General features: G+C 63.4%; 24 protein-coding genes. 19 read left to right on the forward strand and 5 right to left on the reverse strand.

The genetic code is table 11. The features are described from left to right. Window positions 1–2: 2 nt before the first annotated feature. Window positions 3–635 (reverse strand): HTH-type transcriptional regulator RutR, encoded by a 633-nt coding sequence (rutR, locus tag AAFN84_RS04055; RefSeq protein WP_347513220.1) that lies wholly within the window; start codon window positions 633–635, stop codon window positions 3–5. A 233-nt stretch (window positions 636–868) separates the two neighbouring features. Between rutR and AAFN84_RS04060 the strand changes: the two genes are divergently transcribed. The 9 genes from AAFN84_RS04060 to AAFN84_RS04100 are packed head-to-tail and all read left to right on the forward strand — an operon-like array spanning window position 869 to window position 9702. Beyond that, entirely contained in the window at window positions 869–2197 is a 1329-nt protein-coding gene (locus tag AAFN84_RS04060; RefSeq protein ID WP_347513221.1) for an aspartate aminotransferase family protein, read from the forward strand. Window positions 2198–2200: 3 nt separating this feature from the next. Further along, window positions 2201–2491: a cupin domain-containing protein gene (locus tag AAFN84_RS04065; RefSeq protein WP_347513222.1), complete on the forward strand. Its 291-nt coding sequence runs from the start codon at window positions 2201–2203 to the stop codon at window positions 2489–2491. A gap of 11 nt (window positions 2492–2502) precedes the next feature. Next, a complete protein-coding gene (locus AAFN84_RS04070; protein WP_347513223.1) occupies window positions 2503–3753 on the forward strand; it encodes a Zn-dependent hydrolase in 1251 nt (416 codons plus the stop codon). Between the two features lie 3 nt (window positions 3754–3756). After that, a complete protein-coding gene (locus AAFN84_RS04075; protein ID WP_347513224.1) occupies window positions 3757–4392 on the forward strand; it encodes a LysE family translocator in 636 nt (211 codons plus the stop codon). 17 nt (window positions 4393–4409) lie between these two features. Continuing rightward, window positions 4410–5861 carry a dihydropyrimidinase gene (gene hydA, locus AAFN84_RS04080; protein ID WP_347513225.1) on the forward strand — a complete coding sequence of 484 codons (1452 nt, stop codon included), beginning with the start codon at window positions 4410–4412 and terminating at the stop codon, window positions 5859–5861. A gap of 7 nt (window positions 5862–5868) precedes the next feature. Beyond that, entirely contained in the window at window positions 5869–6690 is an 822-nt protein-coding gene (locus AAFN84_RS04085) for an ABC transporter ATP-binding protein (RefSeq protein WP_347513226.1), read from the forward strand. An 8-nt stretch (window positions 6691–6698) separates the two neighbouring features. Next, on the forward strand, window positions 6699–7580 hold the full coding sequence (locus AAFN84_RS04090) for an ABC transporter permease (protein ID WP_347513227.1): 882 nt from the start codon (window positions 6699–6701) through the stop codon (window positions 7578–7580). Then, window positions 7577–8713, forward strand: a complete 1137-nt coding sequence (locus AAFN84_RS04095; protein ID WP_347513228.1) for an ABC transporter permease — start codon at window positions 7577–7579, stop codon at window positions 8711–8713. The genes AAFN84_RS04090 and AAFN84_RS04095 overlap by 4 nt, the downstream gene beginning before the upstream one ends. A gap of 23 nt (window positions 8714–8736) precedes the next feature. Further along, on the forward strand, window positions 8737–9702 hold the full coding sequence (locus AAFN84_RS04100) for an ABC transporter substrate-binding protein (RefSeq protein ID WP_347513229.1): 966 nt from the start codon (window positions 8737–8739) through the stop codon (window positions 9700–9702). Between the two features lie 48 nt (window positions 9703–9750). Here the strand turns inward: AAFN84_RS04100 and AAFN84_RS04105 are convergent, their stop codons facing one another. Beyond that, window positions 9751–10656: a helix-turn-helix domain-containing protein gene (locus AAFN84_RS04105; protein WP_347513230.1), complete on the reverse strand. Its 906-nt coding sequence runs from the start codon at window positions 10654–10656 to the stop codon at window positions 9751–9753. A gap of 124 nt (window positions 10657–10780) precedes the next feature. Between AAFN84_RS04105 and pobA the strand changes: the two genes are divergently transcribed. From pobA to AAFN84_RS04135, 6 genes are all read left to right on the forward strand, one after another. Continuing rightward, complete coding sequence (gene pobA, locus AAFN84_RS04110) at window positions 10781–11950, forward strand: 4-hydroxybenzoate 3-monooxygenase (protein WP_347513231.1); 1170 nt, start codon at window positions 10781–10783, stop codon at window positions 11948–11950. A 26-nt stretch (window positions 11951–11976) separates the two neighbouring features. Then, complete coding sequence (gene pcaC / locus AAFN84_RS04115) at window positions 11977–12372, forward strand: 4-carboxymuconolactone decarboxylase (protein ID WP_347513232.1); 396 nt, start codon at window positions 11977–11979, stop codon at window positions 12370–12372. After that, on the forward strand, window positions 12369–13124 hold the full coding sequence (gene pcaH / locus AAFN84_RS04120; RefSeq protein ID WP_347513233.1) for a protocatechuate 3,4-dioxygenase subunit beta: 756 nt from the start codon (window positions 12369–12371) through the stop codon (window positions 13122–13124). Before pcaC ends, pcaH begins: the two co-directional genes overlap by 4 nt. A gap of 2 nt (window positions 13125–13126) precedes the next feature. Then, entirely contained in the window at window positions 13127–13741 is a 615-nt protein-coding gene (gene pcaG, locus AAFN84_RS04125) for a protocatechuate 3,4-dioxygenase subunit alpha (RefSeq protein ID WP_347513234.1), read from the forward strand. 11 nt (window positions 13742–13752) lie between these two features. Next, window positions 13753–14814, forward strand: a complete 1062-nt coding sequence (locus tag AAFN84_RS04130; RefSeq protein WP_347513235.1) for a 3-carboxy-cis,cis-muconate cycloisomerase — start codon at window positions 13753–13755, stop codon at window positions 14812–14814. Window positions 14815–15056: 242 nt separating this feature from the next. After that, window positions 15057–17018: a methyl-accepting chemotaxis protein gene (locus tag AAFN84_RS04135; RefSeq protein WP_347513236.1), complete on the forward strand. Its 1962-nt coding sequence runs from the start codon at window positions 15057–15059 to the stop codon at window positions 17016–17018. Between the two features lie 64 nt (window positions 17019–17082). On the opposite strand, the gene paaZ is transcribed toward AAFN84_RS04135, so the two are convergent. Beyond that, a complete protein-coding gene (gene paaZ, locus AAFN84_RS04140) occupies window positions 17083–19113 on the reverse strand; it encodes a phenylacetic acid degradation bifunctional protein PaaZ (protein WP_347513237.1) in 2031 nt (676 codons plus the stop codon). Then, window positions 19110–20357, reverse strand: coding sequence for a cytochrome P450 (locus AAFN84_RS04145; protein WP_347513238.1), 1248 nt, complete (start codon window positions 20355–20357; stop codon window positions 19110–19112). The genes paaZ and AAFN84_RS04145 overlap by 4 nt, the downstream gene beginning before the upstream one ends. A gap of 88 nt (window positions 20358–20445) precedes the next feature. On the opposite strand from AAFN84_RS04145, the gene paaI reads away from it, so the two are divergent. From paaI to AAFN84_RS04165, 4 genes are read left to right on the forward strand one after another with little or no spacing between them, the layout of a single operon-like run. Further along, window positions 20446–20901: a hydroxyphenylacetyl-CoA thioesterase PaaI gene (paaI, locus tag AAFN84_RS04150; RefSeq protein WP_347513239.1), complete on the forward strand. Its 456-nt coding sequence runs from the start codon at window positions 20446–20448 to the stop codon at window positions 20899–20901. Continuing rightward, on the forward strand, window positions 20898–22208 hold the full coding sequence (gene paaK / locus AAFN84_RS04155; protein ID WP_347513240.1) for a phenylacetate--CoA ligase PaaK: 1311 nt from the start codon (window positions 20898–20900) through the stop codon (window positions 22206–22208). The genes paaI and paaK overlap by 4 nt, the downstream gene beginning before the upstream one ends. After that, window positions 22208–22807, forward strand: a complete 600-nt coding sequence (locus tag AAFN84_RS04160; protein WP_347513241.1) for a TetR/AcrR family transcriptional regulator — start codon at window positions 22208–22210, stop codon at window positions 22805–22807. The genes paaK and AAFN84_RS04160 overlap by 1 nt, the downstream gene beginning before the upstream one ends. 40 nt (window positions 22808–22847) lie before the next feature. Next, window positions 22848–23717 (forward strand): PaaX family transcriptional regulator C-terminal domain-containing protein, encoded by an 870-nt coding sequence (locus AAFN84_RS04165; RefSeq protein WP_347513242.1) that lies wholly within the window; start codon window positions 22848–22850, stop codon window positions 23715–23717. Here the strand turns inward: AAFN84_RS04165 and AAFN84_RS04170 are convergent. Continuing rightward, window positions 23714–24136, reverse strand: a complete 423-nt coding sequence (locus tag AAFN84_RS04170; RefSeq protein ID WP_347513243.1) for a PaaI family thioesterase — start codon at window positions 24134–24136, stop codon at window positions 23714–23716. The genes AAFN84_RS04165 and AAFN84_RS04170 overlap by 4 nt on opposite strands.

Consider the following 24136-nt stretch of genomic DNA (forward strand, 5'->3'; position numbering starts at 1 on the left):
CGCTAATCCTTAGGCCTGAGGCCTTCGACGAAGAGTTGTTCGAGGAAGCGCGCAGCGTCTTCGAACCGGCCTTCGCCACCGCGATCGGCCCCCAGAACAGCGCGCACCTGAACGTCGAAGTCGGCATAATGCTGTGTCGTCGCCCAGATCGAGAAGATCAGGTGCCACGGGTCCGTGCGCACGATCTTGCCGGCGCGCATCCAACCGCGAATGACCTGCGCCTTCTCGTCGACCAGTGTCTTCAGTTCTCCCTCGATCATCGGCATGATGCGCGGCGCGCCCTGCAGGATCTCGTTTGCGAACAGGCGGCTTTCGCGCGGATAGTCACGCGCCATCTCCAGCTTGCGGCGGATGTAGCTGCGCAACTCCGTCATCGGGTCGCCGACGTCGTCGAGTTCACGCAACGGGGCGAGCCAGGTGTCGAGGAGGCGCTGCATGAGTGTGACGTGGATGTCTTCCTTGGAGCGGAAGTAATACAGCAGATTGGGCTTCGACATGCCCGCGGCCTCGGCGATCTGGTCGATCGTCGCGCCGCGAAAGCCGAGTTGCGAGAACACTTCGAGCGCCGCCTCGAGGATGAGCTCGCGCTTTTCGAGCTGAATGCGCGTCCTGCGCTTTGGCTTCACCGCCTCCATGTGCCACCCTTCTGATCGTCGCACGCCCATAACTGGACCAATCCTGTGGACCAGTTTTCCCTCGGCCTGTGGAGCGCGTCGCCAGTCGGCGGAATGCGCTAGTAAACGCTTGACCGTCCATATGGCGGTGCTAACGTTTGTCCAATCGGTCAAAAAATTTTGCGTAGCACATCTGCGCCCGAAGAACCAAGCGTTGGCCGAAACGAACGGGAACTCATAGGGGAAGCTTGGTCATGTCCAACAGGCTCAACGTCGCGCCGAACGATCTCAGCGCATTCTGGATGCCGTTTACGGCAAATCGTCAGTTCAAGCAGGCGCCGCGAATGCTGGTTGCTGCCAAGGACATGCACTACACCGCCTCCGACGGGCGCCAGGTGCTCGACGGCACGGCTGGCCTGTGGTGCGTCAATGCCGGTCACTGCCGACCGAAGATCACCGAGGCGATCCAGCGTCAGGCAGCCGAGCTTGACTACGCGCCGGCCTTCCAGATGGGCCATCCCATCGTGTTCGAACTGGCCAACCGGCTGGTCGACGTCGCGCCCGAAGGCATGGACCACGTCTTCTTCACCAATTCCGGTTCAGAATCCGTGGAGACGGCGCTCAAGATCGCGCTCGCCTATCAGCGGGTGAAGGGGCAGGGCAGCCGCACGCGTCTGATCGGGCGCGAACGCGGCTATCACGGCGTCAATTTCGGCGGCATTTCCGTTGGCGGCATCGTTACCAACCGCAAGATGTTCGGCACGCTGCTGACCGGTGTGGACCACATGCCGCACACCCACCTGCCGGCCAAGAACGCCTTCACGCGCGGCGAGCCGGAGCATGGCACCGACCTTGCCGACGAACTCGAGCGCATCGTGGCGTTGCACGACGCCTCGACGGTCGCGGCGGTGATCGTCGAGCCGGTGGCCGGTTCGACGGGCGTGCTCATCCCGCCGAAGGGTTATCTCAAGCGCCTGCGCGACATCTGCACCAAGCACGGCATCCTGCTGATCTTCGACGAAGTCATCACCGGTTTCGGTCGTCTCGGCACCCCTTTCGCTGCGGACTATTTCGGCGTCACGCCCGACATCATGGTAACGGCCAAAGGCGTCTCAAACGGCGTCATCCCGATGGGCGCGGTGTTCGTGAAGAAAGAAATCCATGACGCCTTCATGGATGGTCCCGAGCACCTGATCGAGTTCTTCCACGGCTATACCTATTCGGGCAATCCGATCGCCTGCGCGGCCGCTCTGGCGACGCTCGATACCTACAAGGAAGAGGGCCTGCTGACGCGTGGTGCCGAACTCGCTCCCTACTGGGAGGATGCGCTGCATTCGCTCAAGGATGCGCCCAACGTCATCGACATCCGCAATATCGGCCTCGTAGGCGCGATCGAGCTCAAGCCGATCGACGGCGAGCCGACGAAGCGAGCGTTCTCGGCCTTCGTGAAGGCCTTCGAGAAGGGCGTCCTGATCCGCACCACCGGCGACATCATCGCGCTGTCGCCGCCGCTGATCGTGGAGAAGAGCCAGATCGACGAGATCGTCGACTGCGTCCGCACCGTGCTGGACGAGGTCGCCTGAGCCATGGATCGGCCCCAGGCGACGCATGAGGTGCTGATCGACGACGACAAGGTGCGCGTCACGCGCTGGGACTTCGTTCCCGGCGCGGAGACTGGCTGGCACCGTCATGGCATGGACTATGTGATCACCACGATCACGCCATGCCCCATGCTGCTCGAGGAGCCCGGCGGCGAAACCCGCCGGGTCGACATGGGTGCTGGCATCGCCTATCGGCGCGAGGAAGGCGTGGAACACAACGTGGTCAATGCCGGCGATGCGCCGATGGCATTCGTGGAAGTCGAACTGAAGAACTGAGGAAACCCGACATGGCCGCACCCGGCGAGAACCTGCGCATCAATCCGGACCGCCTCTGGGATTCCCTGATGGAGATGGCTAAGATCGGGCCGGGTGTGGCAGGCGGCAACAACCGCCAGACCGTGACCGACGAAGACGGCGAAGGGCGGCACCTTTTCAAGAAGTGGTGCGACGAAGCCGGCCTGGTCACCGGAGTCGACAAGATGGGGACGATGTTTGCCCGTCGCGAGGGCACCGATCCCTCGTTGCCTCCTGTCTATGTCGGGTCGCATCTGGATACTCAACCGACCGGCGGCAAGTATGACGGTGTCCTTGGCGTTCTGGGCGGGCTCGAAGTTATCCGAACCCTCAACGATCTCGACATCAAGACGAAGCATCCGATCGTCGTGACCAACTGGACCAATGAGGAAGGCACGCGTTTTGCGCCTGCGATGCTCGCGTCCGGCGTGTTCGCCGGCATGCACGAACTCGACTGGGCCTACGACCGCAAGGACGCAAAGGGCCTCCGCTTCGGCGACGAGCTGGAACGCATCGGCTGGAAAGGCGAGGAAGACGTCGGTAACAGGCCGATGAAGGCGTTCTTCGAACTGCATATCGAGCAGGGCCCGATTCTCGAGGACGAGGACATCGACATCGGCGTCGTCACTCACGGGCAGGGGCTTTGGTGGCTGCAGGTGACGCTCACCGGCAAGGACGCCCATACGGGCTCCACGCCGATGCCGAAGCGGCGCAACGCAGGCCTTGGCATGGCGCGCGTGACCGAACTCGTCCACGAGATCGCGATGGACTTCCAGCCGGAAGCGGTCGGCGCGATCGGCCATGTCGAAGTCTATCCGAACTCGCGCAACGTCATTCCCGGCAAGGTGGTCTTCACGATCGATATTCGCACGCCGCATGCGGACGTGCTGAGCGCGATGCGCGAACGGATCGAAGCCGGCATCGAGACGATTTGCGAGGCGCTCGACATCGGCTTCGAGATCGAGGCGACGGGCCATTTCGAGCCTGTGACCTTCAACGAAGACTGCGTGAAGGCGGTCAGGGACGCCGCCGAAAGGCTCGGCTATTCGCACCGCGACATGGTTTCCGGCGCGGGCCACGATGCCTGCTGGATCAACCGTATCGCGCCGACGGCAATGATCTTCTGCCCGTGTGTCGACGGCCTTTCGCACAACGAGGCCGAGGAAATTTCCAAGGAGTGGGCCGGCGCCGGCGCCGATGTCCTCTTCCACGCGGTGGTGGAGACCGCGGAAATCGTGGAGTAGCCAATGACCCTTGCCACCGTCCTGGCCTTTGCTGCAATGGCCGCGCTGCTGATCATGTCACCCGGTCCCAACGGAGTGCTGATCGCGAAGACGGTGCCGACGTCGGGTCGCGCTGCCGGGTTCGCCAACATCGCGGGTTTCGTGGTGGCGTTCTTCATCCACGGAACGTTTGCGATCTTCGGCCTGTCGGTGCTGCTGCTGCAGTCGGCGCATCTGTTCACCGCCGTCAAACTGCTGGGTGCGGCCTACCTCGTCTGGATCGGGGCCAAGGCCCTGTACGATGCGTGGCGCGGGCGGCCGGTCGCGTTGCGGGAAATCGCTCCCGCACGCCGCAAGCGCACGCTGGCCAAGGCGTTTGGTGAGGGTTTTCTCACCAATGCGCTGAATCCCAAGGTAGCAATGTTCTACATTGCGGCTTTTCCGCAGTTCATCCCGCCCGATGCCGTTTCGCCGCTCGCAGCCAATCTGCTCGTGGTGGTGCATGCCTGCCTGAACGTGGCCTGGTTCGGGCCGATGGTGCTCCTGTTCGACCGGCTGTCTTCGGTCGCGCGTGGCGGTGCCATCCAGCGCGCCATCAAGGCGCTCACAGGCATGGTGTTCGTCGCTTTCGGCATCAAGCTCGCCACATTGCGCCCCTGATATTCCGGAGAATCTGCATGACACGAGTGATCAAGAACGGAACGATCATAACCGCCGACCGCAGCTACAAGGCAGACGTGCTGGTCGACGGTGGGACGATCATCGAGATCGGCAAGGACCTCAAGGGCGACGAAACGTTCGACGCAAGCGGCTGCTACGTCATGCCGGGCGGCATCGATCCGCACACCCATCTCGAAATGCCGTTCATGGGCACCTATTCGGCCGACGATTTCGAGAGCGGCACGCGCGCGGCCCTGTCCGGCGGCACGACGATGGTGGTCGACTTCTGCCTGCCGTCGCCCAACCAGTCGCTGCTGGAAGCGATCACCATGTGGGACAACAAGTCGACACGCGCGTCATGCGACTATTCCTTCCACATGGCGATCACCTGGTGGGGCGAGCAGGTCTTCAACGAGATGCCGGAGGTGGTGAAGCGCGGCATCACCTCGTTCAAGCACTTCATGGCCTACAAGGGCGCGCTGATGGTTGACGACGACGAGATGTTCTCGTCGTTCCAGCGCTGTGCCGAGCTTGGCGCCCTGCCGCTCGTGCATGCCGAAAACGGCGATGTCGTCGCTCAGCTTTCGCAGAGACTGCTCGCGGACGGCAATAACGGGCCGGAGGGCCATGCCTATTCGCGGCCGCCCGAGGTAGAAGGCGAGGCGACGAACCGCGCCATCATGATTGCCGACATGGCCGGCGTGCCGCTCTATGTCGTGCATACCTCCTGCGAGCAGAGCCACGAGGCGATCCGCCGCGCGCGCCAGAAAGGCATGCGCGTTTTCGGCGAGCCGCTGATCCAGCATCTCGTGCTCGACGAGAGCGAATATTTCGACAAGGACTGGGATCATTCTGCTCGCCGCGTGATGAGCCCGCCATTCCGCAACAAGCTGCATCAGGATTCGTTGTGGGCCGGCCTGTCGGCGGGTTCGCTGCAGGTTGTCGCCACCGACCACTGCGCCTTCACGACCGACCAGAAGCGCTTCGGCGTCGGGGATTTCACCAAGATCCCCAACGGTACGGGCGGTCTGGAAGACCGGCTTCCCGTGCTTTGGACCTATGGTGTCAACACCGGCAGGCTGACGCCGAACGAATTCGTTGCCGTCACCTCCACCAACATCGCCAAGATCCTCAACATGTACCCGAAGAAGGGCGCGATCCTCGAAGGCGCGGATGCCGACATCATCGTCTGGGACCCGCAGCGGACCAAGACGATCTCGTCGAAGAAGCAGCAATCGGTGATCGACTACAACGTCTTCGAAGGCATTGAGGTGAAGGGCCTGCCGCGCTTCGTCTTCACGCGCGGTGAACTCGCTCTCGATGATGGCGCCGTGAAGGCAGAGCCCGGCCACGGCAAGTTCGTGGCGCGTGAGCCGCACATGGCCGTCAACAAGGCGCTGTCGACCTGGAAGGAAGTGGTCGCACCACGTAAGGTGGAGCGGACCGGCATTCCGGCCACGGGCGTCTGAGGACACGATGAACGGGCCAGCCAGCGGGATCAAGCAAGCAGTCTCCACATCGCCCTCGGTGATCGAGGCATCGCGGCTGGGCCTGACATTCGAGACCGGCGACGGGCTGGTGCATGCGCTTTCGGACGTGGATCTCAGCGTCGGGAAGGGAGATTTCGTTTCCTTCATCGGCCCGTCCGGCTGCGGGAAGACCACATTCCTGCGCGTCATCGCCGACCTGGAACGGCCCACCGCAGGGACAATCTCGGTCAACGGGATGACGCCGGCGCAAGCGCGCCAGAAGCGTGCCTATGGCTACGTCTTCCAGGCCGCCGGCCTGTTTCCATGGCGCACGATCGAGCGCAATGTCGGACTTCCGTTGGAAATCATGGGCTACGCGAAGACCGAGACCGAGAGGCGCGTCCGTGCCTCGCTCGAGCTGGTCAATCTGGCAGGGTTCGCAAAAAAGTTTCCGTGGCAGCTTTCCGGTGGCATGCAGCAACGCGCATCGATCGCGCGGGCTCTCGCATTCGATGCAGACCTGCTGTTGATGGACGAGCCCTTCGGCGCGCTCGACGAGATCGTTCGCGACCATCTCAACGAGCAGCTCCTGGAGCTGTGGGCGCGCACCAGCAAGACGATCTGCTTCGTCACGCACTCCATTCCCGAGGCCGTGTACCTGTCGACGCGCATCGTCGTCATGTCTCCGCGCCCGGGACGCGTCACCGACGTGATCGAATCGACGCTGCCGCGCGAACGCCCGCTCGACATTCGCGAATCCCCTGAGTTTCTCGCCATCGCCGCGAGGGTGCGCGAGGGGCTGCGGGCAGGGCACTCCTATGAGGATTGAGCGCGGGCATGGCCGATAGTCTCCGTCAGAAGCTGCTGCCCGTCGCTGCCATCCTGTTCGGCATTCTCGTCGCCTGGTATGTCGGTGCGTATGTCATGAACGCGCCGTTCCAGCGCGACCTCGATCGGCGTGCCGACGAGACGCCCGCCTTTTCGGAGTTTGTCGTCAAGACGATGACGCAGCCGAAGCCGACATTGCCGGCGCCGCATCAGGTGGCGCAGAACTTCTTCGAGAATACGTTTCTGCGCAACGTCACCTCCAACCGCAGCCTTGTCTATCATGCGTGGGTGACGCTCTCGTCGACACTCACGGGTTTTGCCATGGGCACCTTGCTCGGGATCGCGATTGCCGTGGGCATCGTGCATGTGACCACGCTCGACCGAAGTCTGATGCCCTGGATCATCACGTCTCAGACCATTCCGATCCTCGCACTGGCGCCGATGATCATCGTGGTGCTGGCGGCAGTCGGCATCACGGGACTGCTGCCGAAGGCGCTGATCTCGACCTATCTGTCGTTCTTTCCCGTGGCCGTTGGCATGGTGAAGGGTCTGCGCTCGCCGGAAATCCTGCATCTCGACCTCATGCGCACCTACAATGCCGGCAAATGGGAAACCTTCTGGAAGCTGAGGCTGCCGGCATCGGTGCCCTACCTGTTCGCCTCGATGAAGGTGGCCGTCGCCGCTAGCCTCGTCGGGGCGATCGTCGGCGAGCTTCCCACAGGAGCGGTCGCGGGGATCGGGTCGAAACTGCTGAACGGATCTTATTATAGCCAGACGATCGACATGTTCTCCGCACTCGTCGCCGGTTCGATCGTCGCTGCACTGCTCGTCACGGCGGTGGGGATCATCGGTCGGCTGGTAGAACAAGCGATGGGAGCGCGCGCTGCATGAGCGGCTTGCGGCTCCCGTGGCAATCCGCGCTGGTTGCGCTGCTGGCAGTGATGGCTGCCGTCGCGCTGCCGATCGCGAACGCGGATACGGCGCTCGAAGCGCCCGGTGCATCGGCGATGATGGCGTTATCGATACTCGCGCTTCTGGCTCTTGCGATCGCGATTGATGCCATGCCGGTCGGCACGGGCTTGCGGGTTGCAGCACTGTTCTTCTGCGCGCATGCCAGCGTCGCTCTCCTGATAGCCGAACTGGGCAGCGTCAACGGCTCTGCGCGCCCAGCCTTTTATCTGTTGCTCGCGTCATGCTGGCTCATTGCGTGGCGCCTCGTGAGCGTCTTGTCGGGCATTGCACCTCGTTCGCGCGTGGGCGAGATAGCGGTGCGCCTTCTCGTTCCTTTCCTGTTCGGTGCCTGGATCCTGGTTCTGTGGGAAGCGATCGTGCGCGGCGCGGGCGTGCCGTTCGTGCTCCTGCCGCCGCCCTCGGCGATTGGGGTCAGGCTGGTGAATTCGCTGCCGACCTTGGCCGCCGACGTAAACCAGACGATCTTCAAATCGGTCTTCATCGGCTATCTGATCGGATGCGGCGCGGGCTTCGCCGCCGCGATCGTGGCGGATCGCTTCGTGTTCCTGCGACGCGGCCTGCTGCCGGTCGGCAATCTCGTCTCGGCCCTGCCGATCATCGGCGTGGCTCCCGTGATGGTCATGTGGTTCGGCTTCGACTGGCATTCCAAGGCGGCCGTCGTGGTCATCATGACCTTCTTCCCGATGCTGGTGAATACCATCGCGGGCCTTGGCGCATCGGGGCACATGGAGCGCGACCTGATGCGCACCTATGCCTCAGGCTACTGGCAGACGCTGGCGAAACTGCGCCTGCCGGCAGCGATGCCCTTCATCTTCAATGCGCTCAAAATCAACTCGACGCTGGCCCTCATCGGCGCCATCGTCGCGGAGTTCTTCGGCACGCCGGTCGTCGGCATGGGCTTCCGCATCTCGACGGAGGTGGGACGCATGAATGTCGACATGGTGTGGGCGGAAATCGCTGTTGCAGCGCTCGCGGGTTCCGTCTTCTATGGGGTGATTGCCCTGCTCGAACGGGCTGTCACGTTTTGGCATCCGTCTGTCCGTGGTGGATAGACAAATCCAGAGGGTAACAAAAAATGAAAAAGCTTATCGTATCGATGCTGGCAGGCGCGTTCTCTCTCGCCTCCGCCCAGGCCTTTGCCGCCGACGCGGTGACCCTGCAGCTCAAATGGGTGGCGCAGGCCCAGTTCGCCGGCTATTTCGTCGCCAAGGACAAGGGTTTCTACGAGGAAGAGGACCTCGACGTTACCATCAAGCCGGGTGGGCCGGATATCGCGCCGGAACAGGTGATCGCCGGCGGTGGAGCGGACGTGATCGTGACGTGGATGGCAGCCGCACTTTCGGCGCGCGACAAGGGCGTCGGCCTCGTCAACATTGCGCAGCCCTACAAGAAGGCAGGCATGCAACTCGTCTGCCCCGCCGACGGACCGATCAAGACCACCGATGATTTCCCCGGTCACACGCTCGGCGTCTGGTTCTTCGGCAACGAGTATCCGTTCTACGCCTGGATGAACAGTCTCGGCATACCGGTCGAGGGCGAGGCAGACGGCGTCACGGTCCTTAAGCAGTCCTTCGACGTGCAGCCCCTGATCCAGAAGCAGGCCGACTGCATCTCGGTCATGACCTACAACGAATACTGGCAGTTGATCGATGCCGGCTACAAGCCGGAGGACCTGACCGTCTTCAACTACACAGAGATGGGCGTCGACCTTCTGGAGGACGGCCTCTACGCGCTGGAATCGAACCTCGAGGACGAAGCCTTCAAGGACAAGATGGTCCGTTTCGTGCGCGCGTCGATGAAGGGCTGGGACTATGCGATCGATAATCCGGAGGAGGCTGCCGAGATCGTGATGGAAAACGGCGGCCAGGATGAAGCGCACCAGGTTCGCATGATGGGCGAGGTGGCGAAGCTCATCGACGAGCCGGACGGCAAGCTGATCGTCGAGGCCTACGAGCGCACCGCCAAGGCGCTGCTCGACCAGAAGATCATCGAGAAGGAGCCGGAAGGCGCCTACACCACCGATATCACCGACGCGCTGTAAACCGCTCGTCGACGACAGACGTAGAAGGGGCGAGCGATCGCCCCTCTTTCATTGACCGAGCCCTGAGAGATCGCCGGATGCCATGCGGCGCCGGCCTTCCTCGCGAAAGGCGCCGGGGGAGATCCCGGCCTGGCGTCGAAAGAAGCGGTTGAAGTAGGCGGGGTCGGAAAAGCCAAGCGAATAGGCGATCGCCTGGACCGGAGTGGGCGTGAAAACGAGGTCGCGCCGCGCGGCCTCCATGATCTGCAACGCCACCAACCCCATCACCGAAAAACCTGTTTCCGCGCGTGCCAGCCGGTTCAGATGTGTCGGCGACAAGCCGATCGCATCGGCATAGAATTGCACCGGCTTGTGGGTTCGAAAGTTTGCCGCGATCATCGTGACGAGCGTTTCGAGCCGATGCCGGTCGCGATCATCCAGTCCGTCGCCCGAAGCTCCGGTCCCGGCACGCGCCAGCGCCACGACCGCGCCCGTCATCAACGGTTCCAGCAGCAGCATGCGGCCCGAAGCAAACCCGGCGAGTTCGCCGTGAAGGCGATGAATGCAGTCCGTGGCATAGGCGGCATCTGCATCACCGGCGGACAGGGGAACGATGCGTGTCTGTGCGCAGAAGGCGGCGATCTGCCTGTCGGCGGCCACGAGCGACTGCAATCGATCAGCCAAAGCGGTGACCACCAGCCCGTCGACGTCCTTGGCGTAGGAAAAACCATGCACGGCGCCGGGCGGTATAAAGATGGCGCAGGGCGAGGCGAGAGACCGTTTGCCGGTCTGCTCGGCGATCTCGCCGCCGCCAGCGCTCAGGAGAAAAATCTGGAAGAAAGAATCGTGACGATGCTGCGCAATATGCCAATTGTGCAGGTGCGTCCTTTCCGGGATCGTCTCGCAGTGAATCCAGAAGTCGCCTGATTCACCTGATTTCTCACGATAAAGACGGTAGGACGGAACGACGTTCATCTCGTCTCCCTGCAGCGGTTGTGGTCGGATTGTGCAAGTCTTTGCCCGAAATGTCCATTGAGGCGGCCGGAAATGGCTTGGTATACAGGCTGTACGCCAAGCCATCCGGGAGGAGGAAAGCAGGATGCGAACGCAGGTGGCCATCATCGGCTCGGGGCCTTCCGGTCTCCTGCTGGGGCAGCTTCTTTCCGATGCCGGGATCGATACGGTTATCGTCGAGCGCGTGAGCCAGGACTACGTGCTCGGCCGTATCCGCGCAGGCGTCCTCGAAGAAGGCATGACCAATCTCCTAGACGAGGCGGGTGCAGGTGCACGCATGCATCGCGAGGGCCTGCCGCATGATGGGTTCGACCTGACGTTTTCCGGTCGCCATCACCGCATCGACCTCCACGGTCTCGTCGGCAAACGCGTCATGGTCTATGGCCAGACCGAGGTGACACGCGACCTGATGGACCGGCGCGCGGCGACAGGTGGCGTGACGATCTACGAGGCCGCCAATGTGCAGCCGCATGATTTCGAGGGCGACAAGCCCTACCTGACCTACGAGAAAGATGGCGTCGAGCACCGCATCGATTGCGATTTCATCGCCGGCTGCGACGGCTTTCACGGGGCCTCGCGCAAGGCCGTCGAGGGCAAGGGGCTCGAAATCTACGAGCGCGTCTATCCGTTCGGATGGCTCGGCATCATCGCCGAGGTGCCTCCGGTCAGTCACGAACTCGTCTACTCCAACCATGCGCGCGGCTTCGCATTGTGCTCGATGCGCTCGACGACGCGCAGCCGATACTACGTGCAATGTCCGCTCGACGACGACGTCGAGGCATGGACGGACGATCGTTTCTGGGACGAGCTTCGCGCCAGGCTGCCGCGCGAGACCGCCGAAGCCGTCATCACGGGGCCGAGCATCGAGAAATCACTGGCGCCGCTGCGTTCATTCGTTGCCGAGCCGCTTCGTTTCGGGCGGCTGTTTCTCGTCGGCGATGCCGGCCACATCGTGCCGCCGACCGGGGCCAAGGGCTTGAACCTTGCGGCCAGCGACGTACGCTACCTGTTCGAAGGCCTCCGCGAGCACTATGCTGACCGCTCGGATGCCGGTATCGACGTCTATTCCGCCCGCGCCCTGAAGCGTGTGTGGAAGGCGCAGCGTTTTTCGGCGTGGATGACCAACACGCTTCACCGCTTCCCCGATATGGGCTCGTTCGGGCAGCGCGTGCAGGAGGCGGAACTCGACTATCTTGTCGGTTCGAAGGCGGCTTCCACGTCGCTGGCGGAGAACTATGTCGGCCTGCCATACTGAGCCAGATCGATTATGCGGAGGATGAGATGAGCGAGATATCGCGGCGACATGCCCAAGGGATGGAAACCCGCAGGAAGGTGCTGGGCGATGCCCACGTCAATCGTGCGGAGGCCAACAAGACACCTTTCGACGAACCGTTCCAAGAACTCATCACCGAGGCGGCGTGGAGCCATGTGTGGTCGCGCGATACGATCAGCAAGCGCGAACGCTCGATGCTGACGCTGGCGCTGCTGGCGGGCCTCGGAAACTACGAGGAACTGGCGCTTCATACACGCGCCACGGCAAACACCGGGGCGACCCGCGACGACCTGATGGAAGTCATGCTGCATGTGGCGATATACGCCGGCGTGCCGCGCGCCAATCACGCAATCAAGGTCGTCAAGCAGGTTCTTGACGAGATAGACAAGGAGAAAGGGCAATGAGCGACGCGATGCTCTCGAACAGGAAACCGGAGACCGGCGCGTTCTTCCAGCGCGACCGCGAGTGGCATCCGCAGGCCTTCACGCCCGGCTACAAGACCTCCGTGCTGCGCTCGCCGCAAAAGGCGCTGCTGTCGCTCGACAACACCATTTCGGAGATCACCGGCCCGGTATTCGGCCACAACATCCTTGGTGAACTCGACAACGACCTCATCCACAACTTTGCCAAGCCGGGCGAAAGCGCGATCGGCCCGCGCATCATCGTCTACGGGCGCGTGGTGGACGAGCGTGGCAAGGGCGTACCCGGCGCATTGCTCGAATACTGGCAGGCCAATGCCGGAGGTCGCTACCGGCACCGCAAGGAAGGCTACATCGCGGCGCTGGACCCGAATTTCGGCGGATGCGGAAGGTCGATCACCGACGAAGACGGCTCCTACGCGTTCCGCACGATCCAGCCCGGTCCCTATCCATGGCCGAACGGGGTCAATGACTGGCGCCCGGCGCATATCCATTTCTCGGTGTTCGGGCATGGCTTCGCGCAGCGCCTGATCACCCAGATGTATTTCGAAGGCGATCCGTTAATTCCGCTGTGCCCGATCGTCAAGACGATCAACGATCCGGTCGCGATCGCCGACCTCACCGCGGTGCTGGACATGGGTGCGACGACACCGATGGACAGCCGCGCCTACAAGTTCGACATCGTCCTGCGCGGCCGCCGTTCGACGTTCTTCGAAAACCGCCCGGAGGGTAACTGACCATGGCCCAGGCACTCAATCGCCTCAAGGAAAGCGCCTCCCAGACGGCTGGACCCTACGTCCATATCGGCCTGACGCCGAACTTTGCCGAGATCGCCGGCGTGTACTCCGACGACCTCGGCACATCGATGGTCAACGACAAGACCAAGGGCGAGCGCGTCACCATCACCGGACGCGTGCTGGATGGCACAGGCACGGCTCTGAAGGATGCGCTGATCGAGATATGGCAGGCCGATGCGGCCGGGCTCTACAACTCTCCGGCGGAAATGCGTGGAGCGGCCGATCCCAATTTCACCGGCTGGGGTCGCTGCCCGACCAACATGGACACCGGCGAGTTCCGGTTCGAGACGATCAAGCCTGGCCCGGTGCCGTTCAAGGACGGCCGCAAGATGGCGCCGCACATCACGTTCTGGGTCGTGGCGCGAGGCATCAATATCGGCCTTCACACGCGCATGTATTTTCCCGAGGAGACGGAAGCCAACGACAAGGATCCGATCCTGGGACGCGTCGAGCATCGCGTGCGCGTACCGACCCTGATTGCGGAAAAGGGCGACGACGGCTACAGGTTCGACATCCATCTCCAGGGCGAGAAGGAAACCGTCTTCTTCGACATCTGACGGGCAGGGCCGTGAGCGTATCTCCCTTCGATCATCCGGTTCTTGGCGGTCTCCTCGGCGACGAGGAGGTCTCGCGCTTTTTTTCCGCCGAGGCCGAAATGCAGGCGATGCTCGAATTCGAGATCGCGCTTGCCGGCGCCGAGGCGGCAGAAGGCGTCGTTGCCGAAGAGGCGGGCGCAGCGATTGCAAAGGCGCTCGGCGGCTTCGAGCCCGATCTTGAGCGCCTGCGGGAAGGCACGGCGCGCGACGGCGTTGTCGTGCCGGAACTGGTGAAACAGCTTCGTGCCGTGGTTGGCGAGCCGCACGGCTCTTCAGTTCATTTCGGAGCGACGAGCCAGGACGTAATCGACACCGGCCTTGCCTTGCGAATGGTTCGGATCACGACGCTTCTGGAACAGCGCCTCGATGGTATCGTGGCGTTTCTGGCCGAACTCGAGGAACGCGACGGGTCACGTGAGGTTATGGCCCACACGCGCATGCAGGCCGCGATTGCCGTGCCTGCGTCGCGAAAGATCGCGAGTTGGCGACAGCCTCTCGAAAGGCATCTCGACAGGTTTGGTCCGGTGCGCGCGGAGGTGGCCGTCCTTCAGTTCGGCGGCGCGGCGGGCACGCTGGAGAAGCTCGGCGAGCGCGCAGCGGCGGTGACGGAACGCCTTGCGAAAGCGCTGGGTCTGCGCGCCGTGTCGCAGGCACGGCATAGCGAACGCGACGGCATCACGGGCTTTGCCTCATGGCTGTCGCTGGTCACTGGCAGTCTCGGCAAGATGGGCCAGGACATCGCGTTGATGGCGCAAAGCGAAGTCGGCGAGATCCGGCTGGCCACCGGCGGGGGCTCGTCGGCGATGCCGCACAAGGTCAATCCGGTGGGAGCGGAGACGCTGGTTGCGCTGGCACGCTTCAACGCCACACTGGTTTCCGGCATGCACCAGTCGATGGTGCACGAAAATGAGCGCTCGGGTGCAGCCTGGACGCTGGAATGGCTCATCCTGCCGCAGATGGTCGTTGCGACGGCGGCTGCCCTTCGATGCGCGGAGGCCCTGCTGCGCGGCCTTTCGTTCACGGACGCGCGCTGAAGCACCAGTGCTGCCCATCCGATGCACGTCCTGATTCCAGAACAAATCAATGCTCGTTCCGCGTGCAAATTAAGCAGCCATTAACCGCTTTGTTGGAATTGTCCGCTGGCGGGCAGGCGATTACCAAACATCGATTCTGACGTCCCTTGTCGTTCCGGCAGGGGTGCCGACGGATTCGCGCAATGCCCCGATATCTTGATGAATTTTCGGACCGAGATGTCCGACGAGCAGGGGCTGCGTCTATGAGAATTAGCGGGAAGATTTATGCGATCGTCGGCCTGATGGGGCTCGTGGCGATCTCCATCGGCGGCATCGCGGGATACGCGCTCACCGAGTACAATCAGCGCATGACCGCTCTGGACAATGCGTCTGCTCGCACACAGCTTGGAGAGCGTCTCAACCGCTATGTCACTGCCGTGGTGATGGACACGCGCGGCATGTACGTGGCCAAGACGCCCGAGGAACTCAACCGCTACGCCACCGCGATCGAAGGCTGGCTGAATTCCATGGACCAGTTGCTGGTCGACTGGCGCCCGCTCGTTGACGAAGGCGGCGTCGCCGACTTCGACGCCGTCGTGGCGACCTCCGCTGCGTTCCGCGAATACCGGACCGAGACGATCAGGCTCGGCCGTGAGGAAGGGCCCGATGCGGCCAACGCCCATGGCAACAACGACGGCAACCGCGCAAACCGCAAGGCGTTTCAGGCCGATATCGATGCCGTCGTCGAGCGTGACCAGCAGAAGCTTGAGGACATCAGGGCCGAGATATCCACATTCGAGACACGAATGACGATGCTGATTGTCGGCGTCGTCCTTGTCGGGCTTCTGGCCGGCGTCGGGGCCGCGTCCTACATCGGCTCGTCGCAACTGAGCCGTCCGATCCGCCGACTTACGGAGACGATGAAGACCATCGCCGACGGCAACCTGGATGCGGACATTCCGTTTGCCGGGCGCAAGGACGAGATCGGCGAGATGGCTTCCGCCGTGGAGGTGTTCAAGCAGAATGGCATCAAGGTTCGTGAACTCAATGCCCAGGAAAAGTCGCTGCAGGCCAAGAGCGCCGACCTTCAGACCAGCATCGCCGAGGTTGTGGCCAGCGCCGTGCAGGGCAATTTCGCACGCCGCATCGCCAAGGATTATCACGACGAGGACCTCAACCGGTTCGCGGCCAGCGTGAACGAATTGGTGGCCAGCGTCGATTCAGGGATCGCCGAAGTGCGCCGTGTCGTCGCGAGCCTAGCCGAGGGCGACCTGACCCAGTCGATGGAAGGCAGCTTCCATGGCGCGTTCGGTGAACTGCAGCAGAACGTCAACGCCACGATGGCATCGCTGCGCGAAGTGCTTCGTGAGGTTCGCTCGACCTCAGACACGATCGGCGCCAACACGGTGGAACTGCGTACGGCGGCCGACGATCTTTCGCGCCGTACGGAACAGCAGGCCGCCTCACTCGAAGAGACGTCGGCCGCGCTCGACCAGATCACCGCGACAGTGAAGGAATCCACCGATCGTGCCCACGAAGCCGGGCGCATGGTCGACGAGGCACGCACCTCGACCGAGCAATCCACGAAAGTGGTCGCCGAGGCCGTGACTGCGATGAGCCGCATCGAGCAGGCTTCCGGGGAGATCGGGCAAATCATCAGCCTGATCGATGAAATCGCCTTCCAGACCAATCTACTGGCGCTCAATGCCGGCGTCGAGGCGGCGCGCGCTGGAGAGGCCGGTAAGGGCTTCGCGGTCGTGGCCCAGGAGGTTCGCGAACTGGCACAGCGCTCGGCGACAGCGGCCAAGGACATCAACACGCTGATCACCAAATCGTCAGGAGAGGTTTCCACCGGCGTGCGCCTCGTCACGGCGACCGGCGATGCACTGGACACGATCCAGCGCCATGTCGTGGAGATCAACGAGCATGTTCATTCGATCGCGCGTGCGTCCGGCGAGCAGGCGACAGGGCTGTCGGAGATCAACACGGCGATGAACCAGATGGACCAGGTCACGCAGCGTAATGCAGCGATGGTGGAGGAGACCACGGCGGCCACGCACCGACTGTCTGGCGAATCGTCGAACCTTGGCAGGCTGATTGCGCGCTTCAAGGTCGATGGCGCGGCAGTTGTGCGGGAAGCGGACCGCTACAGCGTTCCGTCGGCATCGCCGGCACGGGCACTGAGCCAGCGCGTTGCAGGTGCATTCGGGGTCGCCGCTGAATAAGCAGACGCGACAAGCGAAACGAAACCAAGGGCGGCCGCGATGCGGGCGCCCTTTTTCGTGTGCGCTACATCGCGTTCATGGTCAGGAGGTCGTAGGCGGCGACCTGTTCCTTGTCCTGATTGTAGACGCCGACATCCCAGCGCACCTCGCCATAATCGTCGTTGCGGCGGGTCTTGTGCTTGGCCGTTAGGCGCACGGTGATCTCGTCTCCCGGCGAGACCGGCTTCATGAAGCGCAGATTGTCGAGGCCGTAATTGGCAAGGACCGGTCCCGGCGCGGGATCGACGAACAGCCCGGCGGCGAAGGACAGGATGAGGTAGCCATGCGCCACGCGACCGGGGAAGAACGGATTGGCCTTTGCAGCCTCCTCGTCCATGTGGGCGTAGAACGTATCCCCGGTGAAGCGAGCGAAATGCTCGATGTCGTCGAGGGTGACCTGCCTGCTCATCGTCCAGATCGTCTGCCCCAGTTCGAGCTCGCCGAAACGCATGCGAAAGGGATGTTGCGGCTGTTCGATCGTCTCGCTGCCGCCGACCCATGTCCGGGTGATGCCGGTCATCAGCGCGGGGCTCGCCTGTATGGCGGTGCGCTGCATGTAGTGCATCACGCCGCGAATGCCGCCGAGTTCTTCGCCGCCGCCGGCTCTGCCGGGACCGCCATGAAGCATGTGGGGCAGGGGGGAGCCGTGTCCCGTCGCTTCCTTGCCGGTATCGCGATCGGCGAAATAGAGCCGTCCATGAAACGCACCTGACGCCTCGACCATGCGACGGGCAATGGTGGGGTCGTGCGTGAACACGGATGCCACCAGCGAGCCCCCGCCACGGTTTGCCAACGTCGCGGCGTGCGCGATGTCACGGTAGCCCATGACGGTCGCCACCGGGCCGAAAGCCTCGACGGAGTGGACGTCGGAGACGGCGTCCGGATCGTCGCAGGCAAAGAGCATGGGTGCTATGAATGCGCCCTTTTCGGCATCCGCATCGGCCAATTCGATGCGGTCGGGGTCTCCAAACACCAGTCTTGCCTCGCGGGCGATGGTGGCGGCTTTCTCGCGGACGTCCTCGCGCTGGGCAAGGCTGGCCAGCGCTCCCATGCGCGTCGCCTCGCTGCGCGGGTTGCCGACGAGTGTCTTCGCCAGCCGCTCCGACAGTGCCTCGATCACCGCCTGCCTGTGCGCGTCGGGCGCGATGATACGGCGGATCGCGGTGCATTTCTGCCCGGCCTTTGCCGTCATCTCGCGATGCGCTTCCTTGATGAAGATGTCGAACTCTGGCGTGCCAGGTGCAGCGTCGGGACCGAGGATTGAGGCGTTGAGGGAGTCCTGTTCGGCGATGAAGCGCACCGAATTGGCTATAAGGTTCGGCTTGCCGCGCAGCATGCCCGCCGTTGCCGCGGACCCAGTGAACGAAACCACGTCCTGGCTGCCGAGGATGTCGAGCAGATTTCCGGAAGAGCCAGCGATGAACTGCACCGCGCCGTCCGGCAACAGGCCGCTTTCGATCATCATGCGGAACGCGGCTTCCGCCACCCACGCGGTGGCCGAAGCAGGCTTGACGACGGCCGGCACCCCCGCGAGCAAGGTTGGCGCGAGCTTTTCCAGCATGCCCCAAACGGGGAAGTTGAAGGCGTTGATGTGGACGGCCACGCCTCGCAGGGAGGTCGCGACATGCTGGCCCACGAAATTGCCACCGCGTGATAGCTGCTCCCGCGCTCCGTCGATGAAGATCGTGTCGTCCGGCAGCTCACGCTTTCCCTTCGACGCATAGACGAACATCGTGCCGATGCCGCCATCGATGTCGATCATGGAGTCGGCCTTCGTGGCGCCGGTTTCATAGGAGAGTTCGTAGAGCGGCTCACGCCGGTCGTTGAGGTATTGCGCCAGCGCCTTCAGCATCGCGGCGCGCTGGTGGAACGTCATTTCGCGCAAGGCGGGACCGCCGATCGTGCGGGCATGGTCGGCCATCATGGCGAAGTCGAGGGCGTCGGCGCCGATTTCAGCGATCGCTTCACCGGTGACCGCGCTCATGAGACGGTTCACATTGCCGGATGGCGCGACCCACCGGCCGGCGGCATAACTGTGCAGGGATAGAACGGTCATGCGGTTGCTCCGTTGCTGTCTACGCACGCTGGCAGATGCGAAAAGCCGCGAAAGCGCACACGGCCGGTGCGTTCCGGCTCGCCGGCGAGGCGATAGTTGGGGAAGCGTTCGAGCAATCGTGCGATTGCGATGCGCCCTTCCATGCGGGCTAGCGAGAATCCGGCGCACAGATGCGGCCCTTGCGCGAAGGCAAGATGGCGGTTCGGCTTGCGTGACAGGTCGAGGCGGTCAGGCTCATCGAACTGGCGCGGGTCGCGGTTGGCGGCGCCGATGCAAAGATGGATACGCGTGCCCGCGGCGATTTCCTCGCCCTCGAACGTGACCGGCTGGGTGGTCATGCGGTTGCCAAGCTGATTGGGCGACTGAAAGCGCAGGAACTCGTCCACCGCCGTATCGACAAGCGCCGGCTCCGCCAAAAGGCGCTGCTTTTCCGCAGGCCATTGCAACAGCTCGTGGAGCGCATTGCCGATCAGGTTCGTCGTCGTCTCATGGCCGGCATTGAGGATGAAGATGCAGTTCTGCAGGAGTTCCACGTCGGAGAGCTGCTGGCCGTCATTGCCGTTGATGAGACGGGTCAGCACGTCGGTGGCGGGATCGCCGGGGTTTGCCCGCCGTCGCGCGGCAAGATCGGCGAGGTAGGCCTTGAACTCGGTCACGGCGCGGTTGCCGCGCTCGTGCTGCTCGGGTGTCAGCGTTGGCTCGAGCGCGCCGAGGATCGCCAGTGACCAGTCGCGCAACGGCCCTCGCTCCTCGTGCGGCATGACGAAGAGATTGCCGATGACCTCCACCGGGATGGCGGATGCAAAATCCTCGATCAGGTCGACGTCACCCTTGTCGGCCATGCGATCAAGCAAACCCTCGACAAGGGCAACGAGGCCGGTTTCCATCGCGGCGATGGCGCGTGGCGTCAGCGCGCCCATCATGATCTTGCGCACCCGCGTGTGCAGCGGCGGATCGTTGAAGACCAGGCTTGTCGTGTGGTGCTCGTAAAGCGGTGTGGCGCCGAACTTCGGCAGGAACTCCAGCTTCTTATCGGACGAAAAAGCGCTGGTATCGCGATAGACGCGGTCGAGGTCGGCATAACGCGACAGCATGACGGAGCCGTCGGCAAAGCGCTTGACGGGCGCATGCTCGAGAAGCGCGCGATAGATGGGAAACGGATCGTCGGCAAAGCCGGCAGGCAGTGCCGTAATCTCGAAGGACGCCGCCAGGTCGGCGCTTGCCGCTATGGTCGCAGTATGCATCGTTTCTCCTCCCGCGATGCTGTGACCGTATTATTGACCGGCCGGCCGGTTTATGCAAGTCTGCTGTCGTTGGCGAAGGGAGGATCGCATGACGTTGAATGCGGAGGAAGTTGCGCGCCGAAGCGCGGAGGCGATGTGGGCGAGGGATGACGCTTCGAAATGGCTCGGGATGAGCCTCGACGCGGTGGGGCCCGGGACCGCGACGACATCGTTCACCGTCGAGAGTCATCACACCAACGGGCATGACATCTGCCATGGCGGCTACATATTCACGCTCGCCGATTCCGCATTTGCCTTCGCCTGCAATTCGCACAATCGCATCGCCGTCGCCCAGCACAACACGATCACCTACGTCGCGCCGGGCCGGCTCGGCGACCGGCTGACGGCAGTTGCGCGGGAGATCGCGCTTTTCGGTCGGTCAGGCATCTGCGACGTCCGCGTCAGCGACCAGCATGGCAATCTCATCGCCGAGTTTCGCGGCGCATCGCGCACGATAGAAGGCAGGCATTTCGAGGAAAACGTCGCGGGAGGAGCCGTGTCATGAAGGATTTGACGCCGAGAAAGGAAGACCTCGACCCGATCGAAATCGCATCGCGCGACGAGATCGCCGCGCTGCAGCTGCATCGCCTCAAATGGTCGCTGGCGCACGCCTACGAAAACGTGCCGCATTATCGCAAGAGTTTCGACGCGGCGGGCGTCCACCCGGACGACCTGGCCTCTCTGGCGGACCTGAGACGGTTTCCCTTCACCGTGAAATCAGACCTGCGCGACAATTACGCGTTCGGCATGTTCGCTGTGCCGCGGGAGAAGGTGCTTCGCGTTCATGCTTCATCCGGTACCACCGGCAAGCCGACCGTCGTCGGCTACACGAAGAACGACCTCGATGTGTGGGCCGAATGCGTCGCCCGCTCGATGCGGGCATCGGGGACGCGCCCGGGCGACATCGTCCACGTCTCCTATGGCTACGGCTTGTTTACCGGCGGTCTCGGTGCGCATTACGGCGCCGAGCGGCTGGGCTGCACGGTGGTGCCGGTATCTGGCGGCATGACCCAGCGCCAGGTGACGCTGATCGAGGATTTCCAGGCGACCACCATCATGGTGACGCCGTCCTACATGCTGTCTATCCTCGATGAGTATCGCGCGCAGGGCCTCGATCCGCGCAAGAGTCCGCTGCAGGTCGGCATCTTCGGCGCAGAGCCTTGGACGAACGCCATGCGGGCGGAGATCGAGGATGCGTTCGACATGCATGCCGTCGACATCTATGGGCTGTCGGAGGTGATGGGACCGGGCGTTGCGAACGAGTGCGTCGAGACCAAGGACGGTCTCCATATCTGGGAAGATCATTTCTATCCGGAAGTGATCGATCCCGAAACCGGGGCGGTCCTGCCGGATGGCGAGAAGGGTGAACTGGTGTTCACATCGCTGACCAAGGAAGCGTTCCCGATTATTCGCTATCGCACGAGGGACCTGACACGCCTGCTTGCAGGAACGGCGCGCAGCATGCGGCGCATGGAAAAGATCACCGGGCGTTCCGACGACATGATGATCCTGCGCGGGGTCAACGTGTTTCCCACGCAGATCGAGGAGCAGATCCTCAAGGTCAGGGGGCTTGCCCCGCATTTCCAGATCGAGTTGCTGCGCGAGGGGCGCATGGACGAGATGGTGGTTCATGTCGAGGCGGCACTGGGCCATGCCGTCGACGAGGCGCGACGCGTGGCGGCCGCTGATCTGGTGGTGCGCATCAAGGACGTGGTCGGCGTGTCCGTGCGTGTCGACGTTACCGAGCCGGAGACGGTCGCCCGAAGCCAGGGCAAGGCGGTACGCATTCTCGATAACCGGCCGAAGATCTGATGGCCCGCACGCGCGCCAAGGACCATGACGAAAAGCGCGACGCGATCCTGCATCGTGCCGCCATGGTCTTTGCGCGCGATGGTTACGATCGCGCCTCGATGGCCACGCTCGCGTCGGAATGCGGCGTGTCGAAGGCGTTGCTCTATCACTACTATGCGTCGAAGGAAGCGCTGCTTTTCGACATGATCCAGAATCACCTGGCGGCTTTGGTTGAAGCGGTGGAGGAAGCAGATGATGCCACACTGCCGCCGGAGGACCGGCTCGAATTGCTCGTCGCGGCTCTCCTGGAGGCCTATCGCGACGCCGATGCCGAGCACAAGGTGCAACTGACCACACTGGCGCTGTTGCCGGACGACCAGCAGGAGCAGCTCAAGACCCTCGAGCGTCGCCTGGTCGTGCTGTTCGCCGAGGCGGTGCGTGCCGTCGATCCGGAAGCGTTCGAAGGCCGCGCGCTCCTCAAGCCCGTCACGATGAGCCTCTTCGGGATGCTGAACTGGGTCTATATGTGGTTCCGTGACGGTGGCCCGGTCAGCCGCGACGAATATGCAAGGCTCGCCACACGCCTGCTCGTCGGCGGTCTCAGAAGCCTTCCGCGCTGAGCTTGCCAGCCGCGCATCCGGCGTGGCATCTCATGCGGCAATGAGCCAAGCCGACAAACCAGCAACCGCCGTGCTCGACGCACTGATCGACCGCCTGCACGAACAGGGCCGGTTGCGTGTGTGGTCGCTGGTGGTCACGATTTTCGGCGACGCGATCGTGCCGCGTGGCGGGCGCGTCGCGCTCGCCACGTTGCAGGAAATCATCGAGAGGCTTCGCATCGAGCCGGGCGCATTGCGCACCGCCATGTCCCGGCTGGCGAGTGACCGCTGGGTGACGCGCGAGCGGCAGGGCCGCAATTCCTACTTCAGCCTTGATGCGCATGGCCGGCACGCATTCGACCTTGCTACCCGGCGCATCTATGCAGGTGCGCCACCAGGGTGGGCCGGCAAATGGACGGTCGCCATCGCGCCTCCCGGGAGCTCCAACGGCGTCGATCTTGCCAGCCACGGTTTCGTGCGCGTCAATGGTGCCGTCTTCCTGCGCGCCGAAACCGAAGACGCCACGGATGCGCGTGCGGAACTGGCCGACATGCTCGTTATTCATGGGGAAAGTGCGGAGCACCCCGAGGCCATCCGCGCGCTCTGGCCGGCCCAGGAAATCGCGGAAGCCTATCTTGCCTTCGCGGCATCCTTTGCACCGCTGAAGGAGGCACTCAATGGCGGTGCGGTGCTGCGCGGCATCGATGCTATGGCCGCCCGCACGTTGCTGATCCATGACTGGCGAAGGATCGTGCTGCGCGATCCGGGACTGCCTGCGGCGCTTCTACCAGCGGATTGGCCGGCGGAGGCTGCACGCCACACCGCCGGTGAGATCTATGCGCGGCTGGCCACGCCGAGCGAAGACTGGCTGGACAAGGCGGAACTGCCGCCTGTCGCCGATCCTGCGCGCTTCGCCACGCGCTGGCGCTAGTCCTCGAGATAGGCGAAGGCGGACGCTGCCGTCACCGCAACACGCTCGTCACCGGAAGCGCGCATTTCGACGCGCGTATAGGCCATGCGCTTGCCGTTCGAGAGCACGTCGACGCGGATATCCACGTCGCCGGGCTTGAGGGGGCGAATGAAATGTGTCGTCAGGTCCACCGTCGTGCACATGCGCATGCGTCCATTGAGGGCGGCGAGCGTGACGACGGCTGCAGTATCCGCAGCCGAGGCCGTGGCCTGGCCGCAGATGACGCCGCCGATGTGAACCAGCCGATCGTTGCGGGGAAGCACGAAGCTTCCTCCCTTGGCATCGAACGCCACGGGCTTCAGCCCCAGCTCGACGATCCAGGGTGCAAAGACCTTGGCAAGTGTCTCCTCGGCTTCCTGCAGGTCGAATGGCTGCGACAT

The sequence above is a fragment of the Mesorhizobium sp. CAU 1741 genome (assembly GCF_039839275.1).
GTDB lineage: Bacteria > Pseudomonadota > Alphaproteobacteria > Rhizobiales > Rhizobiaceae > Aerobium.